This window comes from Variovorax sp. PMC12 (assembly GCF_003019815.1).
GTDB lineage: Bacteria > Pseudomonadota > Gammaproteobacteria > Burkholderiales > Burkholderiaceae_C > Variovorax.
The window spans coordinates 5,482,167-5,502,686 of sequence record NZ_CP027773.1 but is presented as its reverse complement, the minus strand read 5'-3'; the positions used below and the strand labels follow the sequence as shown (position 1 = coordinate 5,502,686).

Annotated in this window: 20 protein-coding genes; 6 read left to right on the top strand and 14 right to left on the bottom strand. The window is 68.4% G+C overall.

Annotated elements, in window-relative coordinates; all coding sequences use genetic code 11:
- Window positions 1-2: 2 nt before the first annotated feature.
- From C4F17_RS25830 to fliE, 14 genes are all read right to left on the bottom strand, one after another.
- Window positions 3-1,310, bottom strand: a complete 1,308-nt coding sequence (locus C4F17_RS25830; RefSeq protein ID WP_081266199.1) for an EAL and HDOD domain-containing protein — start codon at window positions 1,308-1,310, stop codon at window positions 3-5.
- Between the two features lie 19 nt (window positions 1,311-1,329).
- Window positions 1,330-3,417, bottom strand: coding sequence for a chemotaxis protein CheA (gene cheA, locus C4F17_RS25825; protein WP_106937136.1), 2,088 nt, complete (start codon window positions 3,415-3,417; stop codon window positions 1,330-1,332).
- Window positions 3,418-3,468: 51 nt separating this feature from the next.
- Window positions 3,469-4,368, bottom strand: coding sequence for a flagellar motor protein MotB (gene motB, locus C4F17_RS25820; RefSeq protein ID WP_081271446.1), 900 nt, complete (start codon window positions 4,366-4,368; stop codon window positions 3,469-3,471).
- A gap of 36 nt (window positions 4,369-4,404) precedes the next feature.
- Window positions 4,405-5,265: a flagellar motor stator protein MotA gene (motA, locus tag C4F17_RS25815; protein WP_081271447.1), complete on the bottom strand. Its 861-nt coding sequence runs from the start codon at window positions 5,263-5,265 to the stop codon at window positions 4,405-4,407.
- A gap of 64 nt (window positions 5,266-5,329) precedes the next feature.
- Window positions 5,330-5,917, bottom strand: coding sequence for a flagellar transcriptional regulator FlhC (flhC, locus tag C4F17_RS25810; RefSeq protein ID WP_106937135.1), 588 nt, complete (start codon window positions 5,915-5,917; stop codon window positions 5,330-5,332).
- Window positions 5,914-6,300, bottom strand: a complete 387-nt coding sequence (flhD, locus tag C4F17_RS25805; protein WP_106937134.1) for a flagellar transcriptional regulator FlhD — start codon at window positions 6,298-6,300, stop codon at window positions 5,914-5,916. Before flhD ends, flhC begins: the two co-directional genes overlap by 4 nt.
- Before the next feature lie 325 nt (window positions 6,301-6,625).
- Window positions 6,626-6,925: an EscU/YscU/HrcU family type III secretion system export apparatus switch protein gene (locus tag C4F17_RS25800; protein ID WP_081271449.1), complete on the bottom strand. Its 300-nt coding sequence runs from the start codon at window positions 6,923-6,925 to the stop codon at window positions 6,626-6,628.
- Complete coding sequence (gene fliK / locus C4F17_RS25795) at window positions 6,922-8,241, bottom strand: flagellar hook-length control protein FliK (protein WP_159053720.1); 1,320 nt, start codon at window positions 8,239-8,241, stop codon at window positions 6,922-6,924. The genes C4F17_RS25800 and fliK overlap by 4 nt, the downstream gene beginning before the upstream one ends.
- Before the next feature lie 30 nt (window positions 8,242-8,271).
- Window positions 8,272-8,544 (bottom strand): flagellar protein FliT, encoded by a 273-nt coding sequence (locus C4F17_RS25790; protein ID WP_234382382.1) that lies wholly within the window; start codon window positions 8,542-8,544, stop codon window positions 8,272-8,274.
- 100 nt (window positions 8,545-8,644) lie between these two features.
- On the bottom strand, window positions 8,645-9,064 hold the full coding sequence (fliS, locus tag C4F17_RS25785; RefSeq protein WP_081271450.1) for a flagellar export chaperone FliS: 420 nt from the start codon (window positions 9,062-9,064) through the stop codon (window positions 8,645-8,647).
- Window positions 9,065-9,103: 39 nt separating this feature from the next.
- Window positions 9,104-10,546, bottom strand: coding sequence for a flagellar filament capping protein FliD (fliD, locus tag C4F17_RS25780; protein ID WP_081271451.1), 1,443 nt, complete (start codon window positions 10,544-10,546; stop codon window positions 9,104-9,106).
- 61 nt (window positions 10,547-10,607) lie between these two features.
- Window positions 10,608-10,961, bottom strand: coding sequence for a flagellar protein FlaG (locus tag C4F17_RS25775; protein ID WP_159053719.1), 354 nt, complete (start codon window positions 10,959-10,961; stop codon window positions 10,608-10,610).
- Between the two features lie 179 nt (window positions 10,962-11,140).
- Entirely contained in the window at window positions 11,141-12,796 is a 1,656-nt protein-coding gene (locus C4F17_RS25770) for a FliC/FljB family flagellin (protein ID WP_106937131.1), read from the bottom strand.
- A gap of 180 nt (window positions 12,797-12,976) precedes the next feature.
- Window positions 12,977-13,297, bottom strand: coding sequence for a flagellar hook-basal body complex protein FliE (gene fliE, locus C4F17_RS25765; RefSeq protein ID WP_081271454.1), 321 nt, complete (start codon window positions 13,295-13,297; stop codon window positions 12,977-12,979).
- Window positions 13,298-13,590: 293 nt separating this feature from the next.
- On the opposite strand from fliE, the gene fliF reads away from it, so the two are divergent.
- The 6 genes from fliF to C4F17_RS25735 are packed head-to-tail and all read left to right on the top strand — an operon-like array spanning window position 13,591 to window position 20,488.
- Window positions 13,591-15,327: a flagellar basal-body MS-ring/collar protein FliF gene (gene fliF / locus C4F17_RS25760; protein ID WP_106937130.1), complete on the top strand. Its 1,737-nt coding sequence runs from the start codon at window positions 13,591-13,593 to the stop codon at window positions 15,325-15,327.
- Window positions 15,320-16,318, top strand: a complete 999-nt coding sequence (gene fliG / locus C4F17_RS25755; protein ID WP_081271455.1) for a flagellar motor switch protein FliG — start codon at window positions 15,320-15,322, stop codon at window positions 16,316-16,318. The genes fliF and fliG overlap by 8 nt, the downstream gene beginning before the upstream one ends.
- A complete protein-coding gene (gene fliH / locus C4F17_RS25750; protein WP_106937129.1) occupies window positions 16,305-17,114 on the top strand; it encodes a flagellar assembly protein FliH in 810 nt (269 codons plus the stop codon). Before fliG ends, fliH begins: the two co-directional genes overlap by 14 nt.
- A gap of 5 nt (window positions 17,115-17,119) precedes the next feature.
- Window positions 17,120-18,586 carry a flagellar protein export ATPase FliI gene (gene fliI / locus C4F17_RS25745; protein ID WP_106937128.1) on the top strand — a complete coding sequence of 489 codons (1,467 nt, stop codon included), beginning with the start codon at window positions 17,120-17,122 and terminating at the stop codon, window positions 18,584-18,586.
- Complete coding sequence (gene fliJ, locus C4F17_RS25740; RefSeq protein WP_106937127.1) at window positions 18,583-19,038, top strand: flagellar export protein FliJ; 456 nt, start codon at window positions 18,583-18,585, stop codon at window positions 19,036-19,038. The genes fliI and fliJ overlap by 4 nt, the downstream gene beginning before the upstream one ends.
- Before the next feature lie 16 nt (window positions 19,039-19,054).
- Window positions 19,055-20,488: a flagellar hook-length control protein FliK gene (locus C4F17_RS25735; RefSeq protein WP_106937126.1), complete on the top strand. Its 1,434-nt coding sequence runs from the start codon at window positions 19,055-19,057 to the stop codon at window positions 20,486-20,488.
- The last annotated feature ends 32 nt before the right edge of the window (window positions 20,489-20,520 follow it).

Sequence of the window (20,520 nt, the reverse complement as noted above, 5' to 3'; positions counted from 1 at the left end):
TGTCAGGGCCCCGCCGCGGCCGGACTCGCGTCCTGGGACCACACCAGCGCCGAAAGTTGCGCCGCGTTGACCTGCGCCGCGCTGAGGAAAAGAGCCTCGGCCAGGCGCGGGGCCTGGCCGTCGTCCAGCTCGCAGCTCTCGGCCAGCGCCACGAACGGCCCGTAGAGGCCGCCGCGCGACAGGATGGCCTGCTGCACCGACTCGGTGAGCTGCACCTTGCGCAGCACGCCTTCCATCGACACGCCCAGCAGCTGGTCGAGCAGCGAGAACATGCCCGCCACGAACAGGTTGTCGGATTCGCTGGGCGGCAGCATGCCCTGCCCCATCAGCTCGACGAAGCGGCCGCGCACGATGGCCTTCTTCATCATGAACGGCGAGCTGGCCTTGTTGCTGGTGGCCAGCAGCAGCGACAGCCAGCGGTACAGCGGCGAATAGCCGAGCATGGCCACCGCATGGCGCAGCGAATGGATCTCCACCGCCATGCCGACCGAAGGCGAATTGATGTAGCGCAGCAGCCGGTAGGTGAGCGCCGCGTCGTGCTTGAGCGCGGCCTCGATGACGCGCACGTCTTCGTTGCGCTGGATCATCTGCATGAGCTGCACGATCAGCAGCGACTCGGGCTGCAGGGCGTCGTCCACGTCGCGCACCGGCGGATTGCGGAACGCGCCGTCGATGAACACGTTCACGCGCCGCGCGGCGCAGGCGTCGAATTCCTTCCAGGTGTTCACGCGGGGCGCCACCAGCTCGACCGGCGGATTGCCCTGCTGGGTTTCCTGGCGCACGCGCACCACGGTCTCGGCGTCCAGCGCGTCCACCTCGAAGTGGGTGACGATGGCCCGCAGCTCGGGGTCTTCCGGCAGCGCCGCGGCGCCGCGCAGCATGAAGCCGAAGCCCTGTTCGCGCAGGAACAGCAGGATGGAGCGCAGCTCGGCGTCCATCAGGTCTTCCTTGTCCATGCACAGCACCACGCTTTGCGCCGGCAGCGACTGCAGTTCGCTCTGGAACAGCGCGTCGACCGAGACATCCACGAACAGCAGCATGGCGCCGAGCTGCCAGCCGCCGTCCTCGGGGTTGAGGTGAAGCGCCGCGGTGTCCATCAGCGCCTTGACGCCGGAGCCCGCCTGGGCGGCCGCCTGTTCGCCCGCCGGCCGCCAGGCCAGCCGGTAGCCGGTGACGCGCCGCTGCGCATCGAGCAGCATGGCGTAGGCCACGTGGCCGTTCGCGGCGGCATCCTGGCCGCGCGCGGCTTCGGTGCCGTCCGCGCCATCGGCGCCGCCGGAACCCGAACGTCTGAAGAAGTCGAAACGCATTCAGCTGTCTCCGTGGGTCTCAGAGCGCGATGGCGTCGGCCCTCCGGGAGGCTCCCGCCAGGGCAGCCGCGCTCGCGGCTTGCGCGCGCTGGATGCGTGGCATGGCGCCCACGTCGATGATGAAGGCCACGCTGCCGTCGCCGAGGATGGTCGCGGCCGAGATGCCGGGCACCTTGCGATAGTTGGTTTCCAGGTTCTTCACCACCACCTGGTGCTGACCGAGCAGTTCGTCGACCAGCAGCGCGAAGCGGCTGTCGTCGGCCTGCACGATCACCAGGATGCCCTGCGTCGGATGCGTCTGCGCGCCCGCCACGTCGAACACGCGGTGCAGTTCGATCAGCGGCAGGTATTCGCCGCGCACGCGGATCACGTGGCCGTCGGCGGTGATGGAATGCAGGTGCTCCGGCAGCGGCTGCAGCGACTCGATCACGTAGCTCAGCGGCAGGATGTAGGCCTCGTCGCCCACCTTCACCGACATGCCGTTCAGGATGGCCAGCGTCAGCGGCAGCACGATGCGCGTGGTGGTGCCCTGCCCGCCGCGCGAGTGGATTTCCACATGGCCGCCCATTTCCTGGATGTTGCGCTTGACCACGTCCATGCCCACGCCGCGGCCCGAGATGTCGGTCACCTGCTCGGCGGTGGAGAAGCCGGGCGCGAAGATGAGCTGCCACACCTCCTCGTCGGGCATGGTTTCGCTCACCGCCATGCCCTGCTGCATGGCCTTGGCCAGGATGCGTTCGCGGTTGAGGCCGGCGCCGTCGTCGCTCACCTCGATCACGATGTTGCCGCCGTGGTGCTGCGCCGACAGCAGCAGCTGGCCGGTGGCGTCCTTGCCCTTGGCCAGGCGCACTTCGGGCGTCTCGATGCCGTGGTCGAGGCTGTTGCGCACCAGGTGCGTGAGCGGGTCGACGATGCGCTCGATCAGGCCCTTGTCGAGCTCTGTTTCCTTGCCGTAGGTGTCCAGGCGCACCTGCTTGCCCAGCTTGGCGCTGACGTCGCGGATCACGCGCGGGAAGCGGCTGAACACGTAGTCCATCGGCATCATGCGGATGGACATGACCGATTCCTGCAGGTCGCGCGCGTTGCGCTCCAGGTGGCCGAGGCCGCTGAGGAAGCGTTCGTAGGCCACCGGGTCGAGCATGGTCGCGGCCTGCGTGAGCATCGACTGCGTGATGACGAGTTCGCCCACGAGGTTGATGAGCTGGTCGACCTTCTCCACGTCGACGCGGATGGAGCTGGATTCCTTGGCGGCGGACGCCGCGGCGGGCGCTGCCGCCACCGGCGCGGGCGGCGCGGCCTGCACGGCCGGCACGGCGGCGGCGACCACGGCCGGCGGCTTGGCGGGCGCCTCGGCCGGTGCCGCCGCCGCGGGCTCGGGCGCCGCCACGGCGCCGGCCGCTTCGCGCGTGATGTCGATCTGCGATTCGTCGATGACGAAGCAGCACACGGCGACGATGTCGTCGGGGTCGCAGGTGGTCTCGAGCAGCACCGTCAGCTTGTCGTTGGTGCGCGTGCGCGACACCACATTGCCGAGGTTGGAGAGTTCGCCGGCGAGCAGGTCGCATTCGCTGTCGGAGAGGCGGGCGAAGCGGATGCGCAGCACGCCGTCGCCGGCGAGTGCGGCGGCCTCGGCCGGCGCCGCGGCGGGCGCGGGTGCGGGAGCCGCTGCGGGTGCGGGGGCCGCCGCCGTGGCGGCAGCGTGCGCCGCAAGGCTTTCGTCGCCGCTTTCCAGCGCGAGTTGCTGAAGCACGCCGCAGATGTGCGCGACCATGTCAGGGTTCGGCTCCTGGCCGGCCTGGTATGCGGTGAGTTGTTCTTGCAAGGCGTCCTTCGTTTCCAGAAATGCATCGATCATTCGACCGTTCAGGCTCAGCTGCCCGTGGCGGGCGCGGTCCAGAAGCGTTTCGAGCACGTGCGTGGTGTTGGTCAAGGCGGTGAAACCGAACGTCGCCGCACCGCCCTTGATGGAGTGCGCGGCGCGGAAGATGGCATTGAGCTGCTCGCTGTCGGGAGCATCGACGTCGAGCTCCAGCAACAGTTGCTCCATCTCCGCGAGAAGCTCGATGGCTTCGACGAAGAATGCCTGGGTGAATTGACTGAGGTCCATCTCGTTGCTCCGGGCCGGCGCTGGCGCCGTCCCCTTGGGTTGTCTGCGTTGTTATTCCGTCGTCGCAGCGGCCTTGGGCGCGCTGTTCGCGGGAGGCAGCTTGCCGACACGCGTGCTGCTGCCGCCGTCGCTGCTGTTCTCGCGCTCGATGCGTTCCTGGGTCTTGTGGTTGAGCAGGATGATGCTGATGCGCCGGTTGATCGGGTTGCGCGGGTCGGCGCGGTCCAGGTGCATGCTGTCGGCCAGGCCGATCACGCGCAGCACCTTGCCCTCGACCATGCCGCCGGCCACGAGCTCGCGGCGCGAAGCGTTGGCACGGTCGGCCGACAGCTCCCAGTTGCCGTAGGTCTTGTCGTTGGTGTAGACGATGGCGTCGGTGTGGCCCGACAGCGTGAGCTTGTTGGGCAGGCCGTTGAGCACCGGCGCCAGCTCGCGCAGGATGGCGCGCATGTGCGGCACCACGCGGGCGCTGGCCAGCTCGAACATCGGGCGGTTCTCCGTGTCGACGATCTGCAGGCGCAGCCCCTCGGTGGTGATGTCGATCAGGATCTGCGAGCGGAACTGCCGGAACACCGGGCTCTTCTCGATCAGCTCGTCGAGCTGCTTCTTCATCGCGGCCAGGCGGTTCGCGTCGGCTTCTTCCTCGGCGTCGGACTGCTTGACCTCGCCCTCGACATGCATCACGTCGGCGCCGCCGCCGGGGATCATGCTGGAGCTCAGGCTGGCCTTGTCGCCGCCGTGCATCGCCACGCGCAGCGGCATGCGGAAGTGCTCGGCAATGCCTTCGCGCTGCTTGGGGCTGGAGATGGACAGCAGCCACATGACCAGGAAGAAAGCCATCATGGCCGTCATGAAGTCGGCATACGCGATCTTCCAGCCGCCGCCGTGATGGCCGCCGCCCCCGCCCTTGTGGACGTGCTTGATGATGATCTGGGGCTTGCCTTCGCTCATGGTCGCTCGCTTGTTCGCTCTTCTCTGGGCGGGGCGTCAGCGCGCCTTGACCTCGCGGACGTGGTCGTCCAGCTCGGTGAACGACGGGCGCTCCGTCGAGAAAAGCACCTTGCGGCCGAACTCCACCGCAAGCTGCGGCGCGTAGCCGTTGAGGCTGGCCAGCAGCGTGACCTTGGCGCACTGGTAGATCTTCATGCCCTCTTCCACCTTCTGTTCGACCAGCGTGGCCAGCGGCGACACGAAGCCGTACGCCAGCAGCACGCCCAGGAAGGTGCCGACCATCGCGTGGGCAATGAGCGCGCCCATTTCCGAAGGCGGCAGGTCGGCCGAGGCGAGCGCGTGCACCACGCCCATCACGGCGGCGACGATGCCCAGCGCCGGCAACGCGTCGGCCACGCGCGAGAGGCTGTGGCCAGGCACCTCGGCCTCGTGGCGGATGGTCTCGATCTCGTGGTCCATGAGCGCCTCGATCTCGTGCGCGTCGGTGTTGCCGCTGATGACCAGGCGCAGGTAGTCGCACAGGAAGACGGTGATGCCCTCGTGCGCCAGGATGTTCGGATAGCGCAGGAAGATTTCGCTCGAGCCCGGGTCCTCGACGTCGGCCTCCAGCTTCATCATGCCCTCCTTGCGGGCCTTGGCGAGCAGCTCGTACAGCAGCGCCAGCAGGTCCATGTAGAGCTGGCGGTTGTGCTTGGAGGAGCGCAGCAGCAGCGGCAGCTCCTTGATGGTCGCCTTGATGGTCTTGCCGTTGTTGCCGGCAATGAAGGCACCCAGCGCGGAGCCGCCGATCATGAGCAACTCCACCGGCTGGAACAGGACGCCGAAGTGCCCGCCCATGAGGGCATAGCCCCCGAACACGGCACCGATCACCACGAGATATCCAACCAGAACCAGCACGCGCTTCCCCTATCGCCCTTGGGCGTCAAACCAAAAACCCCGTGCCGTGGCGCAGGGTGCCTACCTAGACCGCGCCCCCGATGTCGAGCACCGGTCCCACGGAGATCAGTCCGCCCCGCCGCACTTCGGCGACCTTGGGCTTTCGTGCCTTGCCCGCGCGCGAAGGCGGACGGCACAGGACACACACATAACCGTTCTTGTTGTCGTGCGCATGCGCCACGAAGTGGCCGCCGCACCGGCAGCAGGTGCTCAGCTGCAGCATGTCGCTGTCGAAGAAACGCACCATCGTTTCGGCGCGGGTGAAATCGAGCACCACCTCGCCGCCCTGCGAGCCGACCTGCTCGGTGTAGAGGCGGTAGGCCTTGATGAGCGCGGGCAGTTCGCTCTCGTCCGCCTCGTCGAGCATGAAGCGGTAGATGTTGTAGAACATCGACAAGTGGATGTTGGCCAGCCAGGTCATGTACCAGTCGGTAGAGAACGGCAGCAGGCCCTTGGGCGGCGAGACGCCCTTGAGTTCCTTGTACAGGCGGATCAAGCGCTCCCGGCTCAACGCGACGGCAGCTTCCAGGAACTGCAGGCGGGCGCCCAGCCCGATCAGCTCGACAGCGAGCTGCACCTCTCGGACTTCGCCAAGGACGCTCTTGCGGGTCATGCGGCCGCCGCTCCAGGTTCGCGCATCTGCGATGCCGATGCCGCCTGCGACTGCGCCTGGCGCGCGGCCATCAGGATCGACATGTGCGCCTGCTGGAGCGCGGGCTCCTTGCCTTCGCCGACCACCGCGAACATCGGCCTGTCGTCGAGCCTGAAGCTGCACAACAGGAAGTTGGATGCAGCCAGCTTGACGATCTGGCTGAGCGACATGTTCGCCAGCAGATCGGCGAGTTCGCGCCCCACTCCGAGGCGAAACATGGCCTCTGCCCGGTCTTGTTTGACCAGCTTCTGGGCAAGCAGCATATAGGCCAGATTAATCTCGCCGATTTCCTTCGAAATCACACCGTTTGCACTGGGATTGCAATTTTCCACGTCTATTTCCATTTCCGATTTCACGTCCACTCCGTGCTCCAATCAATCGTGTATACATTATATACACAAAGTTTTTCACTTTGAAGTATCTGCTAAGAATCTCGGCAAAAAATGTAGGAAAAATCTGACAACAGCGAAGGGTCTCTCCCTCGTACAGAGAGGGAATCCACGTTGGACGCAAGCGATTCCCGGCACTGAAACCATGTGTTACCGAGAGCCCGTTTCGTCCATAATTCATTCATCTTGCAAACTGTATTGAAAAATACTATTACATGTGTAACATGTGAATTGGAAGTTAATTATTTGAGTGCTGCATAAATGCAGCCATTCGAATAGATCATGTTTCAATTTGGTGTCCGGCGTGCGATTCGCCCTGGCCTTCCAGGCCATATATCCATGCCATCACTTCGGCAACCGCGCGGTAGAGCTGCGGCGGGATCTGCTGGTCGAGGTTGACCTGCATCAGGAGCCTCACGAGGTCCGCGGACGCGTGCACATACAGCCCGTTCTCGCGCGCCTGGCGCATGATCGATTCGGCGACCACGCCGTAGCCCTTGGCCACGACGACGGGTGCCTTGGTCTTGTCCGCATACGACAGCGCGACCGCGCTGTTGCGGTTGGCAGGCGCGCCGTTCATGCATAAGCCTTCGCCGTGACCTGCAACTGCTGCAGCTGCAGGCCGGCGGCCTCGAAACGCTGGGTCAGCCGGCCGGCGTCGTCCCGCAGGCGCGCCATGGTGTCGGCCTCGCGGGCGGACAGGTGTGCCTGCACGCTGGCGCCGGTCAGGCTCAGGCGCAGGTCGACCTCGCCCAGGCGCGGCAGCACCAGCGACACCGTGGTCGACCAGCGGCGCGTGGCCTCGTCTTGCGAATCGGCGCCGCCACGCGCGTCGGGCTGGCGCCATTCTTCCTCGATCGACCATGACATCGGCACATCGGGCCAGGCCTGCCCGCTCCAGCGGAAATTGGCGCTCGCCAGCAGATCGAGCTGCTGGTGCACGAGCGCCACCGCTTGCGGATGGATCACTTCGGCGCTGTTCGCGCTGCGCGAAGCAGGCGGAGCGGCCTGGCTGTCGGACTGGCGCGCGGCTTCCGCCTGGCTCGCGCGATGCGCCTGCATGGCATCGGCAGTCGCGGCACCAGGCTGGCGATAGGCCGCCTGCACGCGGGCGGCATCGGCGGATGGCGCGGCGTCGGCCGCGCCGGAAGCGTCGCTCTTGCCGGACATACCAGAAGGTGCGGAACCATCTGGATTCGGTTTGGCATCAGCCGTCGCAGCGGCCGTGGCGGGCGCATTCGGCACCATCGCGCCGGGCACGGCGGCCGGCGTCTGTGCGGCCGCGGCAGCGGGTGCTCCGGCAGCCGCCGGCATCGCGGGAGCGATCTCGGGCATGTCGGCCAGCACAGCTTGCGCCACGGCAGCCGCAGCCGCAGCTGCCGGTCTGGCGGCAGCTGCGGCCAGCGGCACCGACCACTTCGCCTGCGGCTCCTGCGCCATCTGCGCCAGCGATCGTCCGCCCGCGGCGAACTCCGCGAGGTGCGACTCGTAGAAGAGCCCGCTGTTCGACACCGTCTGCGCCAGCGTGCCCGCCAGCGCCTGGGCGGTCGCGGGCTGCCGGGCCGCCGACAACGGCGCGGCGCCGCGCACCGGCCCCGGCTCCGCCTGCAGGTCGGCCAGCACGGCGCCAATCACGCGCGCCGCCAGCGAAAGCTGCGTCGCGGCCGAGGGTCCCGCGCCGGAAGACGCATGCGCCGCCCCGCCCGGGCTCCCGGCCGGAATCTGCCGGTCGAGCGCCGCGTTGGAGGGCAGCCGCACATCGTTCGCGACCTTGCCGACCGCAATGGCCGGGCCCGGAGCACCGATGGTGGTCTCGGGCTTGATGCCGAGCACGTCCAGCCGCGGCGTCAGCCGGGCGGCCAGCAATGCATCGACAAGTCCGGCAAGTGCACTCATGGTCGCGACGCTTCTTTTCTCAGGCAGCCATCAGTGCGTCAGCCCGTAGGCCCTGCCCAGATTCTTCTGCTGGCTGAGATAGCCCATGCGGCTGATGAGCTCATCGAGCTGCGGCTTGATCAGTTCCGACACCTCGGTCTGTTCGGCGCGGATGCGGTCGAGCAGATACAGGACCCGCTCCACTTCCACCGCCTCCAGCGTCCCGATGGGCTCGATGACCTTGAGCCGGTCGACGATGGCCGAGCAGCGGGCCTCGAGCTCGGGCAGCCGGCCCCAATCCTTGTCGCGTGCGAGTTCCAGCATCAGAGAGACGCTGGAGGCAAGCTCCTCGTAGCAATGAACGATCTCACTCCGGACTACCATCTTTTCCCTGTCTTTCCCTGTCTTCAATTGCTGTCGCGGATCAGCCGCGGGCCCGGTCATCGATTTCCCGCCAGGCGGAAGCGATGTTCTCGAGCAGCCGGTCGGCCTCGTCCAGGGCCTGCACGTCGTTGTGCAGGTTGGCCCGGAACAGACGCTGGACGATGTAGTCGTACAGCGCCGACAGGTTGCCCACGAGTTCGGCACCGGCCTCGCCGGCTGCCTGTGCATCGAGGCCGGCCTTCAGGCCGTTGTCCACGATGCCGATGGCCTTGGAGATCGCCTTGCCCTTGGCTTCGATCTCGCCGGCCGCCATGTGATGCCTGGCCATGCCGATGGCGGTCTTGGCGCCGTCGAAAAGCATGACGATGAGCTGGTGCGGCGACGCGCTCATCACGCTCGTTTCCACGCCGACGCGCGCATAAGCGCCGGCGCCGGTGCGCATGTTGTGAGAGGTGTACATCTGCGGTTGCTCCGGATGGGTCTGCGTCTTCTGCGCCGCTTACTTGCTGCTCTTGGTCAGCGCGTCGAACTGCTGCGTGAGGTAGCTCTTGGTGTTGTTCAGCTTGCCGATCAGCACGTCGAGCTGGTTGAACTGCTTGCGGTAGCGGTCGACCGTGGAGTCCACGCGCACCTGCATCGCGTCGTACTGGTCGTCGAGCTTCTTGATCGTCGAGGTCACGCCGTCGCTGGCCACCTTCAGGGCGTTGGCGTTGAGGTCGGTCACGATCGCGTCGATCTGCTTGCCGTAGCCGCCCGTGCTGCCGGTCGCACTGGAGAACAGGTTGGCCACGCCCTTCAGGTTGGCGCCCAGGGCCTTGTCGAGCTTGTCGGAGTCCACGGCCAGCGTGCCGTCCTTCTGGAAGGCCACGCCGATCTCGGTGAGCACCTTCATGTCGTTCACGCCGCCGGCCTGCGGCGTGGTGAGCGCCTGGCGGATGCGCGTCTGCAGGTTGCGCAGCGTGCTGTCGCCCACCAGCGCGGCGGCCGTCTTGGTGGTCGCGTCGTAGGCGGTGAGCGTCTTGGCGGTGCTCTGCAGGCTGTTGTAGGCCTTCACGAAATCGTTGATCGCCGTCTTCACGCCGGCCGAGTTCTCCTTCATCGCCAGGCCGGTCTTGCCGGTGCCCACCAGCGTGAGCGTGGTGCCCTGGATGGCGTCCTTGACGGTGTTGGTCGCGCTGGTCACGTCGATGCCGTTGACGTTGAGCTTGGCGTTCTGCGCCGCCGCCGTCTGCTTCAGGTTCTGCGTGCCGGCCGGGTCGTTGTTCAGCAGGCCCTGCAGCGCCGCGTCGCCGTCCACCGAGATGCGCATGCTCGACTTTTCGCCGGTCGCCGTGGAGGTCAGCACCAGCCGGTTGGGCGCGCCGCTGCCGTCGCTCACGATCGCCGCGGTCACGCCGGCGTTGGCGTCGTTGATCGCCTTGCGGATTCCTTCGAGCGTGTTGTTGCTCGAATCGATGGTGATCGACTTGGCGGGCTGGCTCGCATCCGCGGTGAAGGCGGCGCCGGTGTACTGGCCGGTCGCGGCATTGAGCGTGCCGCCGGTGATGGCGCCGAAGTCGATGGTGATCTTGCCGCTGCCGATGGCGGTCTTGGTATCGACCTGGCCCGCGCTCACCAGGGTCTGCGCCTGCGCGAGCTGCGACACGTCGATGGTGTAGCTGCCGGCCGAGCTCACGTCGGTGGAAGACGCGGAAAGAATGCCGCTGACCGTGGGCGTGCCGGTCACGCTCTGGAACAGCGTCGGGTCGCCCAGCTTCTTGGCGGCCGCCTGCAGCGTGCCGAGCGCGCTCTGGATCGTGCCGTAGGCCGACAGCTTGCTCGTGTAGCTCTTGGCCTTGGCCTGCAACGCCACCAGCGGCTGGCTCTCGGCCGTCTCGAGTTTCGTGAGCAGGGTTGCGAGGTCGAGATTGGCGCCGACGCCGAGACTGGTGATGGTTGCCATGTGATTGCTTTCCTGTCGTGTAGTTGATTGCCGTCGCTGGAGATACCGGTGTGCCGCGGACTCAGGCCGCGTGGTCCACCAGGAGGCCTTTGCCGTCGCTCATCAGCTTCGCCATGCGCACGACTTCTTCATTGGGGATCTGGCGGATGACCTCGCCGCTGGCGCGATCCACCACCTTGACGATGACTTTGTCGGTGTCCTTGTCGACCTCGAACCGCAGGCCAACCTCGCGAAGCGAGAGCGCCTTGTTCACCTGGCGCACCGCCTGCTCCACCTGCACCGGCGTCGCCTGTTCCTTCGCGTCGTCCTTCTCGGCCGTGGCCGCGCCGCGCGCACCCGCACCCGCAACGTCACCGAGGAGCAGTTGCGTCCACTGGCTTTCTTTCACGGAGTTCGCCGGCACGGGGTTCAACATCATTTCCACCTTGTCTTGCTGGGTTCGCTGTGCTCTGCGGCCTCGCCTGTCGGGGCATGGCCGCAGAGGACAGCGCAGGCGGCTCCGGCTTGCCCCGGTTGCCTGCGCCCACCGGACCCCACCCTTGCGGGAGGGGCCCGGCTTTTCCTTGCTGTTTTCGGCTAACTAGGCCTTGTCGATCAACGCAGGAGCGACAGCACGCCTTGCGTGGTCTGGTTGGCTTGCGACAGCACCGAGGTACCTGCTTGCTGCAGGATCTGGGCGCGCGTCATGTTCGACACTTCGACCGCGTAGTCGGCGTCCTGGATGCGCGAACGCGACGACGACAGGTTGGTCACCGTGGTGCCGAGGTTGGCGATCACGGAGTCGAAACGGTTCTGCACCGCGCCCAGCGAGCCGCGCAGCGTGTCGACCTTGGCCAGGGCCGCGTCCAGGGCAGCCAGCGGGTCGGTCGTCTTCGTGCCCTTGCTGGTCGTGTCCGTGGTCAGCTTGCCGGCCGAGTTGATGTATGCCGTGGCGCCGACCTGTGCGGCGTACTTGCCGGTACCGGTCGTCGAGGCAACGGTCACTTCGCCGTTGACCGCGTTGACTGCGTAGTCGGTGGTGTACGACGCGGTCTTGGTCATTTCCTTGTCGTTGTCCATGTACGTGTCGCTGGACAGGCCACCGGCCGCAGCGAACGTCACGGTCGAGGCGAAGATGCCCTGGCCGAGGTTGACAGTGGAAGCAGCGCCGGCAACGGCGGTCTTGACGTCGTCCTTCGACACCGTCTTGGTGTACGTGAAGCCGGAGTTGGCGCCAGCAGCGAAGTTGTAGGTCGTGCCGTTGAGCTTGATGCTCGAAGCGCCGGCGCCGGTGTCGGCACCGCCGAACAGCGTTGCAGCGGTGGCCGCCGGGGGAGCGCCGACGTTGTTGGTCGTCAGGTTGCCGCCGGAGATGTAGGCTGCCTGGCCGCCGATCGTGATCGCGCCGGTGCTGTCGACTTCGAAGTTCGTGGAGCCGCTGGCGCCCGTGAACGTACCGGAGAACTTGTTGCCGGCCGTCGGCAGCAGCGTCGCGGCGAAAGCCGTGGTGGGCGCGCCGGTGGCGACCGTGGCGGTCGTCGTGAAGTTGCCGGCGGTAGCGTCGTACTTGTAGGTGGTCGCACCCACGACGGCGGTGTTGCCGTCCTGCATGGCGTCGACTGCCTGCTCGGCCGTCACCTTGGCGAAGCTGGTCGTCACGGTGTAGGGGCCCGTGCCGGTGGCGCCGGCCTTGGTCAGGTCGTTGACGTTGGCCTTGACGTTGGCGGAAACGCCCTTGCCGTTGACGTTGAAGCCGTCCAGGCCCAGGGTCTTGGCGCTGATTTCCTGCAGGTCGATGTCGATGGTTTCGCCATCGTTCGCGCCGACTTGCACGGTCAGCTTGCCGGCGTTGGCCGACAGGACCTTCACGCCGTTGAACTGGGTCTGTTCCGACACGCGGTTGATTTCGTTCAGGCGCTGGGTGATTTCACCCTGGATCGAGTCCAGGTCGGTCGCCGAGTTCGTGCCCGTGCCGGCTTGCACCGACAGTTCGCGGATGCGCTGCAGGTTGTTGTTGACTTCGGTCAGCGCGCCTTCGGTCGTCTGAGCGATCGAGATGCCGTCGTTGGCGTTGCGCGTTGCTTGCGTCAGGCCCTTGATGTTGGCCGTGAAGCGGTTGGCGATGGCCTGGCCGGCTGCATCGTCCTTGGCGCTGTTGATGCGCATGCCGGACGACAGCCGCTCGATGGCGCTGTTCAAGGCCGACTGCGACTTGTTCAGGTTGTTCTGCGTGAGCAGAGAAAGGCTGTTCGTGTTGATGACTTGCGCCATGTTCGACTCCTGATTGATGAAAAAAGGTTGTGGACTCCGGCTTTCGGCCGTAACGCTGGACCCGCTTCCACTGTGAGACTCAAGCCATCGTTGATTTGGTTATCGGCCGGAGCTTTCAAACATTTAGGGCGGCGCCCAAAAAAGTTCACCAGGGCCGCCGGGGGCCACAACCTCCCGCCATCAGGCCTGCAGGCTCATCACCTCCTGGTAGGCGCCCACCAGGCGGTTGCGCACCTGCAATCCGGTCTGGAACGCCACGTTGGCCTTCTGCAGGTCGACCATCACGTCGTTGAGCGCCACGCCCGGCTTGCCCATTTCGAAGGACTCGGCCTGCGCATAGGCGCCTTGCTGGGCGTTGCTGATGTTGGCGAGCGAGCGCTTCAGCTCCGCGGCAAAGCCGCCGCCGGCCTCGGCGGGCGCGGCGCTCGCGGGCGCGATGCCGGTGTTGAGCGCGGTGACGCGCATCTGCTGCAGGACGGATTCGATGGCGCTGATCGACATGGCTGGGTTCTTTCTCTTTGAACACTTCTGCGTGACTTGACAAGGAGGGACCAAAGCCCCTCGGCCGGCACGCAGCGTATCAAGGGAAGACCCGGATTCAAGCGCCCAACTGAGGGCAAAAACCCCGGCTGTTCGACCGATCGAATTCCTTGCGTCTGTTGACAATCGTTCGCGAAACGAACAGGCCGCGGATGACATCACCGGCCACCCGGAATGACATCTCAACACCGAATTTCTTCTCTCGACATGGCTCTCGACCCCTGCGGCCGCCCGGCCATGACCAAGGTGCCTGCATGAGCACGGCGGCACCTGCCGGCGAGCCGCCGGCGGCCGGCAACGGCCTGCCACCGATCCTGGAACGCCTGCGCGCGCAGCCGAAGCTGCCGCTGATCGTCGGCGGCGCGGCCCTGGTGGCCGCGGCCGCCGCGTTCGTGCTGTGGAGCCGCACGCCCGACTACAAGGTGCTCTATACCAATGTGTCGGACCGCGACGGCGGCGCGATCATCGCGTCGCTGCAGCAGATGAACGTTCCCTACAAGTTCGCCGATGGCGGCGGCGCGATCCTGATCGCCGGCGACAAGGTCGCGGAAACGCGCCTCAAGCTCGCGGCCCAGGGCCTGCCCAAGGCCGGCGGCGTCGGCTTCGAACTGATGGACAACCAGAAGTTCGGCACCAGCCAGTTCGCCGAGCAGATCAACTACCAGCGCGGGCTGGAAGGAGAGCTGGCGCGCTCCATCGAATCCATCGGCAGCATCGAGTCGGCCCGGGTGCACCTGGCGCTGCCCAAGCCGTCGCTGTTCGTGCGCGACCAGAAGAAGCCTTCGGCCTCCGTGGTGCTGAACCTGATGCGCGGGCGCAGCATCGACGAAGGCCAGGTCAGCGCCATCGTGCACATGGTCTCCAGCAGCGTGCCCGACCTGGACGCCAAGAGCGTGACCGTGGTCGACCAGCGCGGCAACCTGCTGTCTTCCGCGCGCGGCACCGAGCGCGGGCTGGACGTGAGCCAGCTCAAGTACGCGCAGGAGATCGAGCAGAACTACATCCGCCGCATCGAGGCCATCCTGCAACCCATCGTGGGCGCGAACAACGTGCGCGCCCAGGTCGCGGCCGACATCGACTTCTCGGTGGTCGAGCACACCGACGAGAAGTACAAGCCCAACCAGGACCCGTCGCAGGCCGCCGTGCGCAGCCAGCAGTCGAGCGAGTCGGCGCAGCACAACGGCGCCCCGCCCGGCGGCGTGCCCGGCGCCCTGACCAACCAGCCGCCGGTGAACCCGACGGCACCCATCGTCGGCCCGCGCGCGCCCAACGCCCCCGGCACGCCGCCGCCCGGAACGCCAGGTGCGCCCGGCGCCCAGGGCGCCCAAGGTGCGACCACCGCCTCCACCGCGGGCGCGGCCACCGGCCCGAGCAGCACCCGCAAGGACACCACCACCAACTACGAACTCGACCGCACCATCCGCCACGTCCAGCAGGCCGCCGGCGGCGTGAAGCGGCTGTCGGTCGCGGTGGTCGTGAACAACCGCGACGCGGTCGATGCCGCCGGCAAGGTCAACAGCCGCGCGCTCACGCCCGCCGAGCTGGAGCAGATCCGCAACCTGGCGAAGGAAGCCATGGGCTTCAGCCAGGACCGCGGCGACTCGCTCAACGTGGTCAACAGCGCCTTCGCCCGCGACGCCGACAGCGGCCCCGCGCCCGAAGTACCGTTCTGGCGCGACCGCGAGAACATCGAGATCGGCAAGACGGTGGGCCAGTACCTGCTGTATGCGCTGATCGCGCTGTTCGCCTGGCTGGCCGTGCTGCGGCCGCTGACGCGCCGCCATGCGCCCGCCGCGCCGGCACCGGCCCCCGTGGCCGCCGTCGAGCCGGCCGCCGCGCCCGACCCCGACACGCCGTCCGCCGAGGAGAGCCTGCGCGAACGCGAGGCCAGCCGCAAGAAGGCCGACATGGACTATGCCCACCAGCTCGCCGACAAGGATCCGAAGCTGGTGGCCGCCCTGATCCAGCACTGGATGAACACCGATGAGTAGCGAACTGGGAACCCGCAAGAGCGCCATCTTGCTGATGGCGCTGGGCGAAGACCGCGCGGCCGCCGCACTGCACCAGCTGCCCACCTCCGAGGTGCAGGCACTGGGCCTGGCGATGTCCAAGCTGACCTCCGTCTCCAAGGAGGAGCTGGCATCCGTGCTGGCCGAGTTCCGCGAAGAGACCGAGCAGCTGTCGGCCCTGCACCTGGGCTCCACCAGCTACATCCGTGCCGTGCTGAAGAAGGCACTGGGCGACGACCGCGCGAGCAACCTGCTGGAAGACATCCTGCAGCCCGACGAGCCGCGCGGCGGCATCGAGCGGCTCAACGAACTCGAGGCCGGCGAGGTGGCCGAGCTCATCCGCGACGAGCATCCGCAGATCCTCGCGACGCTGGTGGTTCACCTGGACCGCATGAAGGCTTCCGAAGTGCTGGAGAAGCTGCCCACGCGCCTGCGCCACGACGTGATCATGCGCGTGGCGACGCTCGGCGGCGTGCAGCCGTCCGCGCTGAAGGAGCTGACCGACGTGCTGACCGAAATGCTCGCGGGCCAGGGCGTGCGACGCAGCCGCCTGGGCGGCGTGCGCGCGGCGGCCGAGATCGTCAACCTCATGAGCACCGCGGTCGAAGAAGAAGCCATCGCCCACGTCCGCGAGAAGGACGAGGCGCTGGCACAGCGCATCGTCGACGAGATGTTCGTGTTCGAGAACCTGCTGGGCCTGGAAGACCGCAGCATCCAGCGCCTGCTCAAGGACATCGAGTCCGACTCGCTCATCATCGCGCTCAAAGGCGCGCCGATGGAGCTGCGCGACAAGTTCCTCAACAACATGTCGCAACGCGCCGCCGAGACGCTGCGCGAGGACATGGAATTGCGCGGCCCGGTTCGCGTCTCGCAGGTCGAGACCGAACAGAAGGCCATCCTGCAGGTCGCCCGCCGTCTGGCGGAGGCCGGCGAAATCGTGATTGCGGCGCCTGGCACCGATGACTTCGTCTGACACCACCCGCGCGTTCGGCGAATCGCGCGAACGCCTCGCCGCCATCCAGGCCGCCGCTCGCCACGCGGCCGCCGCCAGCGTTCCCGCGCTCTCGGCATGGGAGCGCTGGGAAATGGGCACGCTCGACGGCGGCAAGACGCCCGAGCGGCGCAAGGCCACCGAACGCAACGCCCACGGCAATGCCAACGGCGGCGCCCTGCCGCCCGCGCCGCCGCCCGCCCCCAAGATCGACCTGGCCGAGCTGGCCCGCATCCGCAAGGACGCGCGCGCCGCCGGCGAAGCCGAGGGCCGCGCCGCGGGGCTGGCCGAAGGCCGCAAGGTCGGCCACACCGAGGGCCTGGCGACCGGCCTCGCCGCCGCCAGCGTGCACGCTGAACGCCTGCGCGCGCTGGCGCAGTCGCTGCCCGACGCCCTGCAGCGCGCAGAGAGCGAACTGGCCGAGGCCGTGCTCGCGCTTGCGCTCGACGTGGCGCGCCAGGTGGTGCACCGCACGCTGAAGACCGAGCCCGAATGGGTGCTGCCGGTGGTGCGCGACCTGCTCAACACCGAGCCCGCGCTGCGCGGCGAACCGCGCCTGCTGCTGCACCCCGACGACGTTGCGCTGGTGCGCAACAGCCTGGGCGAGGAGATCGAGGCCGCCGGCTGGCAGATGCGCGCCGACGACCACATCGAACGCGGCGGCTGCCGCGTGCAGTCCGCCAACGGCGAGCTCGACGGCACGCTGCAGACCCGCTGGAAGCGCGTGGCCGCGGCCGTGCGCGGCACGGGCGACGACGGCGAAGCCGAGACCTTCTGAGCGCCATGCAGACCGCCACCGCCAACCCCCATCTGCAGACAGTGCGCGCCGCGCTGGAGAAGGCGCGCGGCAATGTCGCGCGCTGCGAAACCACCACCGCCTCGGGCCGCCTCACGCGCGCCGTCGGCCTGGTGCTGGAAGCCGTCGGCCTGCAGCTGCCCGTGGGCAGCGACTGCCTGATCGAGCTGCCGCCCGGCAACGCGCAGCGCCATGCGGAGGCCGAAGTGGTGGGCTTCGCCGGAGACCGCCTGTTCCTGATGTCCCAGACCGAAGTGGCGGGCCTGCTGCCCGGCGCGCGCGTGTTCGCGCGGCCCGGCGCCACCGAGCCCGGCACCAGCGGCGACGCCCACACCAAGCGCCTGCCGGTGGGCGAAGGCATGCTCGGGCGCGTGGTCGACGCGGCCGGCCGCCCGCTCGACGGGCTCGGCCCGCTCGACGTGGTGCGCAAGGTGCCGCTGAGCTCGCCGCCCATCAACCCGCTGTCGCGCGCGCCCATCGATTCGGTGCTCGACGTCGGCGTGCGCGCCATCAACGCCATGCTCACCGTCGGCCGCGGCCAGCGCATGGGCCTGTTCGCCGGCTCCGGCGTGGGCAAGAGCGTGCTGCTGGGCATGATGGCGCGCTACACCAGCGCCGAAGTCATCGTGGTCGGCCTGATCGGCGAACGCGGCCGCGAGGTGAAGGACTTCATCGAGAACACGCTGGGCGAGGAAGGCCTGGCGCGCGCGGTGGTGGTTGCGGCGCCGGCCGACAACTCGCCGCTGCTGCGCCTGCAGGGCGCGGCCTACGCGACCTGCCTGGCCGAGTATTTCCGCGACCGCGGCAAGGACGTGCTGCTCATCATGGACTCGCTCACCCGCTACGCGATGGCGCAGCGCGAGATCGCGCTGGCCGTGGGCGAGCCGCCCGCCACCAAGGGCTATCCGCCTTCGGTGTTCGCGCGGCTGCCCGCGCTGGTGGAGCGCGCGGGCAACGGCGCGCGCGACGCGCAGGGGCGCGGCGGCTCCATCACCGCCTTCTACACGGTGCTGTCCGAAGGCGACGACCAGCAGGACCCGATCGCGGACTCGGCGCGCGCCATCCTGGACGGGCACGTGGTGCTCTCGCGCACGCTGGCCGAAGCCGGGCACTACCCGGCCATCGACATCGAGGCCTCCATCAGCCGCGCCATGACCGCGCTGATCCCGTCCTCGCAGTTCGACACGGTGCGCCGCTTCAAGCAGATGCTGTCGCGCTACCAGCGCAACCGTGACCTGATCAGCGTGGGCGCCTACGCGCCCGGCCACGACCTGCAGCTGGACAAGGCGATCGCGATGTACCCGCGCATCGAGGCCTTCCTGCAGCAGTCGATGGACGAACGCACCGGCTATGAAGACGCGATCGCGCAGCTCGAGCACCTCTTCGTGCCCGAGCCAGCGTCCACGCAAGGCTTCGACTCCAGGACACCCAACACCAAGAAGTTCCAGACATGACACGCAAGCTCCCCCTCGGCATGCTGATCGACTTGGCGCACACGCAGACCGACGATGCTGCGCGGCGCCTTGGCGCCCTGCAGAGCGCACACCTCAACGCCAGCCAGAAGCTGGAACTGCTGCTGCAGTACCGGCAGGACTACCACGACCAGCTCGACGCGCTGATGCGCGGCGGCCTGCCCTCTTCGCAGTGGCGCAACTACCGCAACTTCCTCGGTACGCTAGACGGCGCCATCGAGCAGCAGCGCGCCATCGCCGCGCAGACCGAGACCCGGCTCGACAACGGCCGCACCGACTGGCAGCACCAGAAGCGCCGCCTGAGCTCGTTCGACACCCTGGCCGAGCGCGTGCGCATGCAGGAACTGATGGCCGAGGCCAAGCGCGAGCAGCGCGACAGCGACGAACGCGCGGCGCGCAAGTTCTTCGACCGCGCATCGCATCCGACCCTTTGAATCTCCAGGAACCGACATGCCACCCATGATCACGCCCTCCGTCGCCGCCAACGGGTCTTCTGCGACTTCTTCGGCCGCCCAGGCCGGCCAGCGAGGCCGTGGCGCGGACGACGCGCAAGGCGCCAGCTTCGGCGCCGCGCTCGAGCGCTCGCGGGCCGGCAGCCGCAATGCCGCGGCCACGCCGCAGGACGGCGCAGCGCCGGCCAGCGACGTCGCCTCCGCCGACCGCAAGACCGTGCGCCGGCCCGGCATCGACGACGACACCAAAGATGCCCCGCTGCCGGCCGACCCGAACCTCGCCTTCCTGGCGCCGGCGCACACGCCGCTGCACGCGCTGACGCTGGCGGGACGCGCCAGCGCGCAGGCCGCGCGCGGCGCCGATGCCGCCGGCACGGCCACGGTCGCGGCCGCCGCCGACACGCCGCTGGAAGCCGCAGTGCAGGACCCGCTGGCCAAACCGCTGCCCGAGGGCGCCGCACCAAGCGCGGACGCCAAGGCCGCGCCCGATGCCGCGAAGGCCGCCGACCTCCAGGCCGCGGCCAGGGACGCCGCCGCCAGGCCGGGCGCGGCCGCCAGCCAGCCGGCTGCCGACGACACCCCGGCCACGCCGCTGCACGACATCGCCAGCGCGGCCGTCGCGGCGCAGACCATCGCCGTGGGTGCCACCAAGCCAGCCGCGGCCGCAGGCGCACCGGCCGGCACGGCGGCTTCGGGCCGCGCCTCCGCACGCACCACGGCGAGCGCCGCCACGGCCGAGCAGTTGGCAGGCGCGGCACAGCCGAAGGCCTCCGCCGAAGACACCAAGGCCGCCGCGCTGCCCGTGGCCGCCGCTGCCGCCGCCGCATCCACCGGCGGCGACGACGCACAACCCGCCGCGACGCCCATCGCCGTGCAGCAGGCCGCCACGGTGGCGGCCCCGGCCGAACGCAGCGCCGACACCGGCCAGGCCACGCGCCCGGGCGCGTACACCGTCGCCCCCGAAGTCGGCAGCGAGAAGTGGGCACCGGCGCTCGGCCAGCAGCTGGCGCGCATGAGCACCACCGGCCATCACACGGCCGAGCTCAACCTCAACCCCGCCGGACTCGGTCCGCTGAAGGTCACGCTGTCGATCGGCGACAACCAGGCGCAGGCCATGTTCGTGTCGGCGCATGAAAGCGTGCGCAAGGCCGTGGAGGCCGCGCTGCCGCAGTTGCGCAATTCGCTCTCGGAGCAGGGCATCACGCTGGGCCAGACCTCCGTCGGCGCGGAAACCCGCCAGCCCTTCGGCCAGGACGCGGCCTTCGCGCAGCAGAACCAGCAACAGCAGCAGCAGGCGGCCCGCCAGCAAGGCGCGCCGGCCTACCCCGGCGCCGGCCGTGCCGGCAACAGCGCGGCGGCCGAACCCGTGGCGCCCGCGCGCGCCAGCCTTGCGGGCAACACTGCGCGCTCGGGGGTCGACACCTTCGCCTGAGGCGACAACCCATACCTGCCCCCGCCCGCGGC